Origin of the sequence: Flavobacterium sp. GT3R68 (assembly GCF_007109225.1) — a bacterium.
In the GTDB taxonomy this organism is placed as follows: Bacteria; Bacteroidota; Bacteroidia; order Flavobacteriales; family Flavobacteriaceae; genus Flavobacterium.
On sequence record NZ_VJZK01000002.1, the window covers coordinates 16,682 to 30,088 of the forward strand.

The following is a 13,407-nucleotide window of genomic DNA, read 5'->3' on the forward strand; positions in this document are numbered from 1 at the left end:
TCAAACAAAAAAACGCTCCCCTCACAGCGAACGTTTTTTCACAACAACCGGCACACTATCCATCAGTTTATGCCGTAATGTTGGCTTTTGCAATTTCTACATCAGCCTGAAGGTGAGCGGCATTGGCCCTACCGCTTGGGTCTTGGTTTTCCTGCCATTTTGGAATCCATTTTCGCACGGTCTGAGCCGCACTTAGTTGTGGGTAATATTTATGAAAAATGGCTCTGTAATAATAGGCTTCTTTCGTTGTTGGCGTATTGTACTGAAATATTTCACCAGCCGCTTCCAGCTGCGCATCAGTCACTTGCATCGTACAGTATTCGATTAACTGGTCAATCCAATTATATCCTACTCCATCCGAAAACTGTTCTTTTTGTCTCCACAATACCTCTTTTGGTAAATACGGTTGTTCCGGGGTATCGAACGCTTTTCGAAGGATGTATTTTTCAATCCCTTCGTACGTTTTAGGCTGTTTTTCTTCCGGCTTAATCTGCATGGACATTTCAAGAAATGCTTTGTCTAAAAACGGTACTCTGGCTTCCAATCCGTGCGCCATGGTTGATTTATCTGCCCGCAATAAATCGGCAGTAAATAACTTCTGAACTCTTTCAATGGTTTCTTTCTGGAATTCCTCCGTGGAAGGTGCGTTCCTGAAATACAGATACCCGCCAAATATTTCATCAGCTCCTTCACCTGACAATACTACTTTTATACCTTTTTCAGCAATGGCTTTTGATAAAAAATACATCGGTGTACTTGCTCTTACCGATGTCACATCATATGTCTCCAGATGCCAGATTAATTTATCCAGGATTTCAATTCCCTGTTCGATGCTAAAATGGATTTCGTGGTGTTCTGTCCCTAAAAATTCGGCTACTTTTCTTGCTGCGGCAGCATCCGGTGCATTTTCATCCAAACCTATCGAAAACGAATGCAGCTTTTTACCGCTTTCGGACAATAATCTGGAAGCGATCGACGATGTCAAAGACGAATCCAGCCCTCCTGATAACAAAACGCCAATGGGCACATCACTCATTAATCTTTTTCGGGTAGCTTCAGTCAAAGTTTCCCGTATTAAGTCCAAATCCAGTTCCTGAAGGGCTTTCGTATGATCTTCATAAACGGGCGTGTAATATTTTACAAAACCTGTTTTCTGTGTATAAAAATGTCCCGGGGGAAAAGTCGAAAAAGTCTGGCATTGATCGGCAATAGGTTTCATTTCTGAAGCAAAATAGATACGTCCTCTTTCATCAAGTCCGTAGTACATCGGCTTCACTCCCATTGGGTCCCGACCGGCAATGTAATCATCCCCATTGATAACGACGAATGCAAAATCGCCATCCAATTTATCACAGAAATCATAACCGAATTCCTCATACAGATGAACGATTACCTCCGAATCCGATTTGGTTCTGAAAGTATGGTGATTCAAAACCGTATCCCGCAATTCCTGATGGTTGTAGATTTCGCCATTATGAACCACGTAGGCATTTTTAGACCCTTTGATAGGCTGGCGCCCGGAATGTAAATCGATTATTGATAAACGCTCATGGCTAAGGATATGTCCATTTTCGGTAATAAGCATATCACTTTCATCGGGGCCGCGATGCGACATTCTTTTAGAAAGTGTTTTGGCTGTTTTTTCATTTTTTCCTTTTCCTATAATGGCTAAAATCCCACACATACATGTTCTGCTTTAAAAGATTACTATATAGCAAAGATGTGGTTTTACCTTTTCATCGGAAAGCATAAATAGTAATTTGGTTTATATCTATAACCAAAAGTGTAGTTTTATAAGTAAACAGAAATTTAAAAGAAGTAAAACAAAGAGATTAGGTTACATTTCATAAGAAAGCATTTAGGAAATACTTTCAATCAGATACTTTGTGGTATTGATTTCAAAAGAAAATCCAACTTCTGTACCCATTAATTTATTTCCCAAAGGAGATTGAGGTGATAAAGCAATCACATTGATTCCGTCAATATTGATTTTGGGCAAAGCAAGACTAACATATAAATAGATACCATTGGCCTGAACCAGACTTCCCAGAGCAATTTTATTTGAAGCACTTGCTGGGTCAATTTTATCCAAAACTGCTTTTTGGTCTATTGCTTCCTTAAGTTTATGATTGAGTTTTTCCTGCTCGATATGCATCATCGACAAAGCCGTTTCATGCTTGTCTCCTGCCGAACCTTTGGAATCGTTTTTCGAATCTTCGGTAAGTGAAGCAATCATGTCCCGAAAGACATCAATTTTGTCCTGAACTTGTTGCAAATAGTATTGGTGTATCTTTTGTTTGAATGTCATGTTTTTATAGCTAAAAAAGAAACCTATAAGAATTGCTCCTACAGGTTCTCTTTACAAAATTATTATTTTTTATTAGAAATTAAATTTATAACTCGCTCCTACCAAGAATTGGAAGCCCTGAACCGGATAATTCATCCATTTTTCATAGCTTTGATTAGCAATGTTGTTCAATTTTAAGAATCCTGTCAGTCTTTCATTGTATTTAAATCCCAGATGAGCATTGGCATCAAAATAGCCTTTTAAGGTTGTTGGCGTTATCGGCACAAGCGGAAGGATATCCGTGTTCATCTGCATATCTTTTCTTTCGCCTACATAAAACACATTCACACCGGCATACCATTTTTTGGTGATGTTCACATCTAAACTGGAAGCCAATTTTATCTCCGGCAAGTTCCAAGCTTCTTCCTGGAAATCATTTTTATAACTATTGAAAGTTCCGTTGATCCCAAAAGAAACATTTTTAGAGAAATCCGCTTTCAGTTCGCCATAAAAACTCATGGTTTTCATATCATCATACACTACATCAAACGAATTTCCGAATCCATAATCTTCATTTGCCGGGTTTTCAGAATAGTTGTGACTTTTGAATAAGGCTTTGTTTTTTTCACTCTTATAAGACCCGCGAAGATTATAGCTGACACTATTAGCCAATTTTCCTTTTAAACCTGCAAAAACATCATATTGTTTGTCGGTTGGTGCAATGTTTAATGTTGGCGATACGAATGGATTTTCATTGGTGAAATCACGATATGAGTTTTGCTCCAGGCCTCCTTCTGCTCCAGCATAAAAAATCATCAGATTCCCCACCACTTTCAAAGAGGCATTAATCTGCGGATAAATGAAAAAATTATTTTCTTTACGTTCCATATCCAGACTATAAAAAATAGCTGCGCCCAGATTTACAGACCAGTCATTTTTGTTCATGACGATACTCGGGTGGACACCCAAATTCGTATAACCATATTTTAGCGCCGTTGCTTCCGAATAATCTTTTTCGAAGGAACCGCCCAAATAATCGGCGATGAAATTCATTTTTATTTTTTCTTCCATCACATCAAATTGAAATGAAGGCTTAACATAAAACCTGTTTTCAGCAGAGCCGCGGTCATCCCAAAAACGGTTGTATTTCATACTCGCTTCACTGAAAACACTTTCTGTAAAATTTAATTTGGTACCTGCATAAAAATTATGAAACATATGTTGCGGGTCGATACTGTCAATTAATGCGTTCCTGTCTTCAGGTATCAGGCTTGCGCCAAAATCAACGGGCAATCCATACCAATTATACACCTGATTTTGGTACCCTAAGTCGACAGTCCATGACAATTTCTGCTGCTGATTTCCATAAGTCAAATCCAGAGAAGTATTATAGAATTTATCATCCAATTCTACATCTTTAATTCCGCCTTGAGAAGAAAGATGACGAAGGTTTCCGCCCACATATTCATTACCACTGATATTTTCGGTTACAAAAAGTTCCGCGTTTACGGTCGCATAATTTCCAAAACCTAATGTCGCGTAGTTCTTGAATATTTTTTCTTCAGGAGATTTATCCACATTCGCTGCTCTTCCTTTAGAAGGTGTAAAAGTCGAAGCTACCGGAAAAGAGAAAATATTGTATTTGATTACTTCTTTCTTGGTGTTGTCCTCATCTTCCAAAGAAGGCGTTTCCTTTACTTTAAATGCATCCGATATGGTCGGCGTATACGGTTTTACCACGTTGACTACTTCCGTCCCGATGTTTTCATCTTTCTTTTGGGCCCAAGTGATCTGCAAACCTGCAAGCAATAGTATGAACGTTATTTTATATTGGATCTTAAATGTCATATGATGGAATTTAATAATGAGAAAAATAAAATCTCTAATTAGTTTTGAATAGACGAATTTGTTTTGGACTCTTCTGACTTGATTTTATCCAATTCCTTTTGGGCTTCTTCCACAACATCGGGATAAGCTGAGAAATTCTTGATTACACTTTCCAAGATGTAAGTTGCCTGAAAACTGTCTTTCAATCCGTAGAAATTTTTTGCCATTACGACCAAACCTTTGGCACCGAAATATTTGTATCCGGAATAATCTTTGGTTAATTTTTGAACTGCCGTATTGGAAGCTTCATATTTTCCGTCTTTATTTTTAAAATAAGCATCATAATAGAGCGCTTCAGCAGCCAGTTCCCCTTTGGCAATCATTAATAATTTGGCATAAGCAGTTCGTGCTTTTGTCTCGTCATTCGATTTGATAGCGGAACGGGCAACAATAATCTGCGCATCACTTTTTACTTTATCATCTGTTTTAGGATTGGCCAGAACCTTATCGGCATAGACCACAGCATTTGGATAATCTTTTAGTTCGTAATATGATTTCATCAGATTTGCTTGTGCAAAAGTAACGTTCTGCGGGAAATCCGCTTCGGTTTCCAAGCGTTTCAGAACCGGAATAGCTTTTTGTGAATTATCAGCTTTCAAATGGATCTGTGCCAAACGCACCAATGACTGCTCGGTAAATTCGTTTCTGGGTTTTGCAATGACAAACTCATAATTGGGAACCGAATTGCTTTCCAATCCGTCCGCATAATACGATTGTGCCAAGTAGAAATTGGCTTTCAAAGCATGAATCCCGTTTGGAAATTTAGAAACATACCCGCTAAAAGCTGATATGGATTGTTTGGTATTGTTCTGCAGGTATTGTTTTTCAGCTGCCTCATAGGTATCATTATCCAGATCGGCGTCCGAAACCTCAACGAAATCCAATGTTCTTACCCAATTCGCATATTCATCCACTCTTCCGTTGTCTACATATATAATACGTGCGGTCGCAACTGCTTCCAATGCTTCCGGGGATTTAGGATAATCGGCAGCAACTTTTTTAAATTTGGATAAAGCCAAGTCGTCTTTTTCACCATTATAATAAATCAATCCCTGGCGTAAAATCGCTTTTGAAGCATACGAACCGCTTTTGAATTCACGGATTAATTGATCATATGTTTGGATGGCCAAATCATTTTTCTTTTCGGTTACATACGTATTTCCAAGTTCAAACAACGCATCATCACGGTATTGTGATTTTGGATATAGGGTAACGAACTTATTCAGATCTTCTATTTTCTTATCATTTTTGGCAACAAAACCATAACTGATTGCTTTTTGGAATTGCGCATAATCAGCATCGACACTTCGCAGTTCGATCGCTTTATTGTAGGCATCCATTGCCGGCCAGTACTTTGTAGTTACAAAGCGGCTGTCCCCCAATCGCAGATAGGAATCATTCAGACGGATTTTGTCATCTTTCACCAAATCAATGTGTTTCTGGAAATAATCCCCCGCCTGATCGTATTCCTTTTGCTTGAAATAACTGTACGCAATATTGTAATTGATGTTTTTAAATTCAGGAGTGTTTTTTGCTTCAGCGTACCCCGTGAACTGTTTAAAACTCAACAAAGCCTCATTGAAATTATCCAGCACATATTCGGTTTCCCCTTTCCAAAAGGTAGCCCGGGCAGTAAATTTCGCATCTTTCGGTTCCGCGATTGATTTTTTGAACATCGCCAGTGCTTCCTGGTAACTACCATCGGTATACAATTCCAATCCTCTGTAAAAAGTTACTTTCTGATACACGGCGCGATTGGCAAAGTTTTTATTCTTTTCCAATAATTCCAATGCGCCTTTATAGTTTTTGGACGTAATAAAGGAATTGATCAATAGCGTTTCAATTTCGGTTTTACTTGGTGAATTAGGATATTTTTCGAGGAAAGAAGACAATACATCCGGAACACTCTGATAGGAGTTTCCGATTTCATAACTTAGTTTGGCGTAATTCAAATGGGCATCTTCCTGGATCTTTGCATCAAAAGACATCTCGGAAGCATTTTTGAACGCATTTAAGGCCTGTTGTTTTTTGTCGGTTTTCAGATAACTTTCCCCTAAGTGATAATAGGCATTTTGGGCAACGAAATCGTTTCCGGTGATAATTTTACTAAACTGCGCAATGGCATTTTCAAAATCATTCTGCTTGTAATAGGCATATCCTAATTGATAGAAATCGGTGTTGCTCCAGCGTCCTTTTTTACCTTTGTATTCCTTTAAATAAGGGATTGCCTTGTCGTATTGTTTAAGGTTGAAATAACTTTCACCGATAATTTTATTCAGTTCTGATTTTTCCAAAGCATTGGATTTTGGCATTGCCGCCAGACCCAAATCAATCGCTTTTTGGAAATTCCCCAATTTGAAATTCATATCTGCCTGAAAATAGGACAGCTTCTCTTTGTATTTCTCTTCACCGGCAACCTCATCAAAATACTTGGTCGCCTTTTTATAATCGTCGCCTTCATACGCCATAAAACCAAGATAATACTTGGCTTGTGAACCATAGGTCGGTGAATTCAATACTTTGTTGAAATACGGAGTGGCTTCTTTCTTTTGGTTGGAACTAAAAAAAGCATAACCTTTCTGAAAATTGAACTTGTCAATATCGTCATTACTCAGCGTACTTTCATCCACTTTATCAAAATACTGCAGTGCCTGAGGGTATTTTCCCTGCTCAAAATAATAATGCGCCACTTCAATATAAGCTTGATTTTGCTTGGTACTGGTAGGATAATCGGATACAAAACTTTCCATTTTGGCATCGGCATTGGCCTGATTCAGTCGAATGGCACAATTGGCGCTGTAGTAGGCACAATCAGATTGCACTTCTGTGTTTTTGGATTCCGATTTTACCTTTTCGAAAATAATCTGCGCAGATTGGTATTGGTTGTTGTTGTATAAAGCGAGTGCTCTGTCGTAATCTTCTAAATCATGAGTGTGAATCGCCGATTTTTGTGCTGACATGGTCGTTACTCCAATAAAAAATAACCATAATAATAACCAAGACTGTTTGCGCATAGTTGTTCTGTTTTAGTAGATTCAAATATATCATATTCTGTAGTGTATAACGGCGCACTTTTGGTTTTTATTATGAACATAATAGTAAACAAATGGAAAAATTCTTATAATTGATAATTGTCAATTGCAATTCGGGTAAATCTTATTACTTTTACCCGATAAACAAATTTCAGATATGTCACAGCCAGTCCTATTTTTAAGAAATGTAACGATTTACCAGGAAAATAAAGTCATTTTATCCAACATTAACTTGGAGGTTAACCATGGTGAATTCATTTATATTATCGGAAAAACAGGTTCTGGAAAAAGTAGTTTTATGAAAACGCTTTATGCGGATTTGCCTTTGACAGAAGGACAGGCCAGCATAGTGGATTTTGATTTGGCAGCCTTGAAAGAGAGTAATATTCCATATTTGAGAAGAAAAATCGGGATTGTATTTCAGGATTTTAAATTACTACCGGACCGAAGCGTGAATGAGAACATGCTTTTTGTATTGAAAGCCACCGGATGGACTGACAAAGCTGAAATGCAGGTGAAAATTGATGAAGTTCTGGACAAGGTCGACATGAAAATATTTGCTTCAAAAATGCCGCATCAATTATCAGGAGGAGAACAACAGCGTGTGGCGATTGCCCGCGCGTTATTGAATGACCCGGAACTGATTCTTGCTGATGAACCTACCGGAAACCTGGATCCACAAACCAGTGCCGAAGTATTGGAAGTACTACGAAAAATCAATGCGAACGGGAAAACGGTTATTATGGCTACCCATGATTATGCGCTATTGATGAAATTCCCATCGAAGACTTTGAAGTGTGAGGATAATACCATTTTTGAGGTAGTACAGAGAACGGTTTAAATTAGGTCTGAAGTTTTAGCAGATAAACATTCAGTTATTTTTTATAAACATGAGGATTTTCTTTTATTCCTTTTGTGAATACCTTGCGTACAATCATTCTGAGCCAAGCGTCCATCTGCAAAACCATATCCGTGATTTTATGCTCCGGTCGCCCCCGAAATGAAGTCACATGAAAATTATCAGATGCCAATAAAGCCGTTTTGGAAAAATAATAATTAGAAATGCACCGACGGAAACCGGCGTAGGTTACCGGCGATACCGAATGCAAGGACTGGTTGTGAGTTGCCATAATAACCAATCGGTTAAACTTACTGTGAATTGTAATTTGTTTATTTTTTATCCCATTTGGCCAGAGCTCCAGATTCCCACCGTTTTCTTCTTCCCAATCTGGTGTCACATAATACAGTAAATTTAAAACCCGCCAACGTTCCCTGTCTTTGTCATGAGAATTATCCAAATGCGGATTCAGGTATTGTTTTTTCCCCATCATAGAAATACCCCCAGCATATAGAAATTCATCCGCCATAGGATTTTGTATGTCGCAAATTTCTCCAATAAGATTCACTATTTTATCATCCTGAAAAGCATAAATAATCTCTTCCAGTAGAGGATGATACGAATTCATTTGGGCGCTCACATACTTCGTTTCCCTAATATTTTTCTTTAAAACCATTTCTTCAGGTTTGGGAAAAACTTCATGGATTTTGGCTGCCAATTCATTTGGTAGTAAATCATCAATAAAAAAATACCCAATAGCCTCTTTGGATTTTGTAAATTCTGCTTTATAATATCCTTTTCTTTGATTAATTTTTTTTAAAATCAAAAGTGAAATTGCTGTTCTATCCATTTTCCTGAAATATTATATTTGCAATCGACTTCGCATTGGTCTGGTCGTTGAGAATTCGGTTCAAAACATTGATTTTATTTTCTAAATCTAAATATGGCTGGTTTTTTAACTGATTTATTAAATCAATAAATTCGGACTCTGTTTCTGCAATATGACATAAATTTTGAACATCTTTATCATCAACAATATTGGCGTTAATAATGCAAAAGCGACTCTTATAAAGCGAATTGATTAATTTTAATTTTGTCCCCGATTGCTGAAAAGAAAGCATGACATTCATATGGGCATCTACCAATAATTTGTGTAAATGATCCTGGTTTTTGATTGAAATATAAGAAACATTTGGGGCTTGCCTTATCTGTTTTTCTACATAACCATCACCACAACCGGAAGCGATAACCAGGTTATAATCCGGTATTTTTTTAAATACTTTAATCAGGAAATCCACAGCCCTTTTATTATCCGACATTCGTAAATCGCCATGATACAAAGCATAATTTCCAAATGGGGAAAGTTCTGATACAGTCTCATTTCCATGAAAAACAGGAATATAAAATGATTCCTTAAAATTCTGCATTACATAGTCGTTCTCGAAATGAGAAAGTGTAATGATAGTATCAAATTTACGCATGACTTTTTCATACTTCCTGTATTTCCTGCCTTCTAAACCGAATATGAATTTTCTAAATAGCGATTTTTCACTATTTGAAATACCGCCGAAGTAATTGTGTTCAATGTTGTGCAAGCGTAGGACCTTAGTATGATTTTCAAGCTGGTCCGCATTTACTAAATAGGAGGTTTTTAAACCTTCAAACAGAATTGGTGCAGCTGATTTTTTAAGATTCGCCAGAAGCTGTTCATTATTTCTCGTCGCTACGGATAAAGGTTTTTTATCAAAAATTAAAAAAGGATTAACCAATGTTTTATAAAAATAAACCTTTGTGGTAATCGCTTCTAATTCCGGAAATTGCTTTGGAATATTTGAGACAAAGCAATGCAGGTATATTTCAACACCTAATTCGTGTAATGCCTTTACCTTATAAAAAACATCAATAACGCCTCCATAAACCGGAGGAAAAGGATTGTCGAAACTGATGATATGCAGTGTTTTTTGTTTGGTCATAATAAGACTCAAAAATACTCCTTTTTGAATTTAATATAAGAAAAATAAAGTATTTTTGAAGAAAATAAAACGTGATGCTGAAAGAAGTTTTAAAAAATTTCCTGAAAAAATATTTTTACATTCTGAGAATCTGGGACAAACTTTCTCCCGCTGTTCAGATATCACAAGTTCAACAATTTCAGTATTACCAAAACTGTAAACGGAATAATACACTTCCCCTATTTAAAGATACCGGATTTAAGGTTTTTTCCCAATTTGAAGAGGATGGAAAATTGCTTTTCATATTTTCTGTTGTTGGAATGGGGTCCAAAACTTTTGTTGATTTAGGCTCACATGATGGTGTTAACAGTAATTGCGCCAATCTGAGTATTCATTTTGGCTGGAAAGGATTGTTCGTTGACGGAGATAAGAAAGTAATCGAGAGAGGCCAGCATTTTTATAAAAGATACCCAGATCCATGGTGCTACAAACCTAAATTCCTGCATAGTTTCATTACCGCAGAAAATGTAAATGACATTATTAGAAACGAAAATATCACAGGCGAAATCGAACTGCTATCCATTGATATCGACGGAAATGATTACTGGATTTGGAAAGCATTAGAAATTATCCAGCCAAAAGTCGTTATCATTGAGAGTCAGGTTGCCTTTGGAAACCATAACTTAATTGTTCCTTATGACGGAAAATTACCGGCAAATGTAAAAACGGACTACTACAGTGGTGCATCTAATTCTGCCTTATATAATCTGGCAAAAATAAAAGGCTATCGTTTGGTGGGTTCCAATGAATATGGAAATAATCTCTTTTTTATTAAGAACGGAATTGCCGAAAATGAGATTCCGGAAGTCACCGTTGAATCTACTTTGAATCATCCTTTTGCAACTGAAAAATTACTTGGCGCCGAACTTTTAGGGAAACTAACCTTCACCCAGGAATAATATGCCGTTTTTCTCAATAGTCATTCCGCTGTACAATAAAGAAACGTTTGTGGAAAACACTTTAAAAAGTATTTTATCGCAGTCATTCTCTGACTATGAAATCATTATTATTGACGATTGCTCTACTGACGGAAGTTTAGCGATTGCAAAAAAGTTCGAAGATGAGAAAATCCGGATTATTAAACATTCAATCAACAAAGGACTTTCTGCTTCCCGAAATACAGGAATCGAGCACGCAAAAGCAGATTATATTGCTTTCCTAGATGCCGATGACCTTTGGAAGCCTTTCTTTTTGGAAAAAATATCTGAATTGATTCAGAAGTTTCCGAATGCCGGAATGTATGGAACGGATTATGAAGAGTTTTATTCAGAGGATCTTGTTTTAGATACTCAAAAGAATCTCGAAGGCTTTAAGAAAAATGAAATGAAAATTGTTGATGATTTTTTTATTTCGAATTCCCATCAGCTGATTTTCTGTTTCAGCAGTGTTGTCATTAAAAAAGAAGTGTTCAAAGCGGTTGGTCTTTTTGATGAATCCATTACTTTGGGCGAGGATGTAGATTTCAATATTCGTGCAAATTTTGAGTATCCCCTTGCCTATTACAATGGGGTTTGTGCGCGATACACTATTTTCTCGGAGAACCAGATTACCAACTCCAATATCAATACTAAGACCATTACCGATTTCAATAAATATGAAATCCTAGCGAAGAAAAAACCTTCGGTCAAACAGTATCTTGATGTGAACAGGTACTTTCTTGCGATGGATTATAAAGTAGCCGGAAACAAATCCGTTTACAGGAAAATGGCATCGGAAATAGATCAAAATAACCTCAGTAAAAAACAAGTAGTATTGCTTAAAGCTCCCATTCTTTTTGTAAAATGGGTTCGAAAAATAAAACAATTATTTTTACAAAAAGGCGTGCGGTTAACCAGTTTTAGCTGATTTTCATAAAACGAAGAAATGCATCAAATTCCCTGATGTAATCGGCTTCGTTAAAAACATCCGAAGCAACAACCAGACAAACGGCACCGGACGAAAAATTTTCCAGTTCCCGCCATACATTTGACTTAATCAACAATCCTTTATCTGGTTTGTTTAACCTCACGATCTGTTCTTCGTTTCCATCCTTCAGCACGACATCAAAACTTCCCGAAAGTGGAATTAACAATTCCCACTGCTCCTTATGGGCATGTCCTCCGCGTTTGGCATTGCTGGGAACATCGAAGAGATAATACACCCTTTTAATATCAAAAGGAACGATATTATTTTCAATTACGGCAATATTACCGCGGGTATCTTCTATTTTAGGGATTGTGATAATTTCTATGTTCATAAAGCTAACTTACGTTAATTTTCAAATAATCCAACCATTGCTTTCCTATTTTATCCAATGAAAAAGATTCGACACTTTGACTGGCGTTGGCTTTGCAATGGTGATACAGCTCGTGGTCTTCTGCCAATAAATCCATAGCTTCGGTAAGTTTGATAAAGTTTTGATCTTCAACCAAAAGACCATTTTCCCGATCTCTAATAATTTCGCTTGGACCCGTAAAACAATCGAAAGAAACTACCGGCGTTCCGACAGATAGACATTCAATCAACACATTTGGAAAGCCTTCATTTTTACTGCATAATGCCAAAAAAAGGGCATTCTTATAATATGGAAATGGATTTGCAACAAAACCTCCGAATTCCACCCAGTCATCCATACCTAATTGGGATACCAGATTGATGTACTTTTCTTTATTCTTCCCTTCGCCTAACAGAAGGAGTTTGATATTATTATCGCGCAAGCGGGACTTTGAATAAGCGACGATCAGTTTGTCAAATTGCTTGATGTCATCCATCCGGCCTACCGCCAGAATATAATTTTTACCGGCAACTTCATTCTGATTTACTAATCCATTAATAGCTTTAAAATCTATCGGATTATAAATACAGTCGACTTTTTTGGCTAAATCTCTTTTGAGAATAGCTTTTCTAATCGCTTCAGAAACCGTCACGCAAGTTCTGTTTTTGTATATCAAACGGGATAAAAAGGCTGATTTAGGGAAATAATATTCCAACAAGCCATGATGGACCGTATAAATGGTGTTTTTTGGATAGACTGTTTTGGAAAGCAGGAATTCCAATATAAAATTCTGCCGCATTCTGAAGTCAATCACAATATCAAATCGATTTTGCCTGATAAACTTCCTCATGACAAAAAACCGCTTTAGTTTTCTGGTAATAAAAAAAGAATTGGGTTTTACTTTTCCCAAATTCATTAATGTCCCGGCATAATCATAAGTAACCCAATCGGTAAAAATGACGCTGTGAACCTCTAAACCTGCCTTTTGAAAATAAATCGACAATAAAGCATGTACTTTTTCAGCACCACCGCCGGACAAGCAGTCACTTACCAAGGCAATTTTATACTTCCGATTTTGTTTTATCATTATTGTTTGG

11 protein-coding genes are annotated in these 13,407 nt (G+C 37.0%); 3 read left to right on the forward strand and 8 right to left on the reverse strand.

The window, feature by feature from the left end:
• Positions 1-67: 67 nt before the first annotated feature.
• From asnB to FNW07_RS04410, 4 genes are all read right to left on the reverse strand, one after another.
• Positions 68-1,684 carry an asparagine synthase B gene (gene asnB / locus FNW07_RS04395; RefSeq protein ID WP_126743756.1) on the reverse strand — a complete coding sequence of 539 codons (1,617 nt, stop codon included), beginning with the start codon at positions 1,682-1,684 and terminating at the stop codon, positions 68-70.
• A 174-nt stretch (positions 1,685-1,858) separates the two neighbouring features.
• Entirely contained in the window at positions 1,859-2,308 is a 450-nt protein-coding gene (locus FNW07_RS04400) for a hypothetical protein (protein WP_126743757.1), read from the reverse strand.
• Positions 2,309-2,380: 72 nt separating this feature from the next.
• Entirely contained in the window at positions 2,381-4,135 is a 1,755-nt protein-coding gene (locus FNW07_RS04405) for a TonB-dependent receptor (RefSeq protein WP_126743758.1), read from the reverse strand.
• 38 nt (positions 4,136-4,173) lie between these two features.
• On the reverse strand, positions 4,174-7,188 hold the full coding sequence (locus FNW07_RS04410; protein ID WP_126743759.1) for a tetratricopeptide repeat protein: 3,015 nt from the start codon (positions 7,186-7,188) through the stop codon (positions 4,174-4,176).
• Positions 7,189-7,363: 175 nt separating this feature from the next.
• On the opposite strand from FNW07_RS04410, the gene FNW07_RS04415 reads away from it, so the two are divergent.
• The gene (locus tag FNW07_RS04415; protein WP_126743760.1) at positions 7,364-8,047 is read left to right on the forward strand and encodes a cell division ATP-binding protein FtsE; all 684 of its coding nucleotides are present in this window, start codon (positions 7,364-7,366) and stop codon (positions 8,045-8,047) included.
• Between the two features lie 34 nt (positions 8,048-8,081).
• Here FNW07_RS04415 and FNW07_RS04420 read toward each other — a convergent pair whose 3' ends face one another.
• Complete coding sequence (locus FNW07_RS04420) at positions 8,082-8,894, reverse strand: 2OG-Fe(II) oxygenase (protein ID WP_126743761.1); 813 nt, start codon at positions 8,892-8,894, stop codon at positions 8,082-8,084.
• Positions 8,887-10,017: a hypothetical protein gene (locus FNW07_RS04425; RefSeq protein ID WP_126743762.1), complete on the reverse strand. Its 1,131-nt coding sequence runs from the start codon at positions 10,015-10,017 to the stop codon at positions 8,887-8,889. Before FNW07_RS04425 ends, FNW07_RS04420 begins: the two co-directional genes overlap by 8 nt.
• 74 nt (positions 10,018-10,091) lie before the next feature.
• Between FNW07_RS04425 and FNW07_RS04430 the strand changes: the two genes are divergently transcribed.
• Both FNW07_RS04430 and FNW07_RS04435 read left to right on the forward strand, forming a co-directional pair.
• A complete protein-coding gene (locus FNW07_RS04430) occupies positions 10,092-10,955 on the forward strand; it encodes a hypothetical protein (RefSeq protein ID WP_126743763.1) in 864 nt (287 codons plus the stop codon).
• A gap of 1 nt (position 10,956) precedes the next feature.
• Entirely contained in the window at positions 10,957-11,901 is a 945-nt protein-coding gene (locus FNW07_RS04435) for a glycosyltransferase family A protein (RefSeq protein WP_126743764.1), read from the forward strand.
• On the opposite strand, the gene FNW07_RS04440 is transcribed toward FNW07_RS04435, so the two are convergent.
• Together FNW07_RS04440 and FNW07_RS04445 are read right to left on the reverse strand one after the other, a co-directional pair.
• Entirely contained in the window at positions 11,894-12,292 is a 399-nt protein-coding gene (locus tag FNW07_RS04440) for an FdtA/QdtA family cupin domain-containing protein (RefSeq protein WP_126743765.1), read from the reverse strand. The two genes, FNW07_RS04435 and FNW07_RS04440, sit on opposite strands and share 8 nt — an antisense overlap.
• 4 nt (positions 12,293-12,296) lie before the next feature.
• A complete protein-coding gene (locus FNW07_RS04445) occupies positions 12,297-13,397 on the reverse strand; it encodes a glycosyltransferase (RefSeq protein ID WP_158626843.1) in 1,101 nt (366 codons plus the stop codon).
• Between the last annotated feature and the right edge of the window lie 10 nt (positions 13,398-13,407).

What these genes read in the sequence shown, in the direction of transcription:
- asnB (WP_126743756.1), bottom strand. Translation starts at nt 1,684, where the DNA reads ATGTGTGGGATTTTAGCCATTATAGGAAAAGGAAAAAATGAAAAAACA.
- FNW07_RS04400 (WP_126743757.1), bottom strand. Translation starts at nt 2,308, where the DNA reads ATGACATTCAAACAAAAGATACACCAATACTATTTGCAACAAGTTCAG.
- FNW07_RS04405 (WP_126743758.1), bottom strand. Translation starts at nt 4,135, where the DNA reads ATGACATTTAAGATCCAATATAAAATAACGTTCATACTATTGCTTGCA.
- FNW07_RS04410 (WP_126743759.1), bottom strand. Translation starts at nt 7,188, where the DNA reads ATGCGCAAACAGTCTTGGTTATTATTATGGTTATTTTTTATTGGAGTA.
- FNW07_RS04415 (WP_126743760.1), top strand. Translation starts at nt 7,364, where the DNA reads ATGTCACAGCCAGTCCTATTTTTAAGAAATGTAACGATTTACCAGGAA.
- FNW07_RS04420 (WP_126743761.1), bottom strand. Translation starts at nt 8,894, where the DNA reads ATGGATAGAACAGCAATTTCACTTTTGATTTTAAAAAAAATTAATCAA.
- FNW07_RS04425 (WP_126743762.1), bottom strand. Translation starts at nt 10,017, where the DNA reads ATGACCAAACAAAAAACACTGCATATCATCAGTTTCGACAATCCTTTT.
- FNW07_RS04430 (WP_126743763.1), top strand. Translation starts at nt 10,092, where the DNA reads ATGCTGAAAGAAGTTTTAAAAAATTTCCTGAAAAAATATTTTTACATT.
- FNW07_RS04435 (WP_126743764.1), top strand. Translation starts at nt 10,957, where the DNA reads ATGCCGTTTTTCTCAATAGTCATTCCGCTGTACAATAAAGAAACGTTT.
- FNW07_RS04440 (WP_126743765.1), bottom strand. Translation starts at nt 12,292, where the DNA reads ATGAACATAGAAATTATCACAATCCCTAAAATAGAAGATACCCGCGGT.
- FNW07_RS04445 (WP_158626843.1), bottom strand. Translation starts at nt 13,397, where the DNA reads ATGATAAAACAAAATCGGAAGTATAAAATTGCCTTGGTAAGTGACTGC.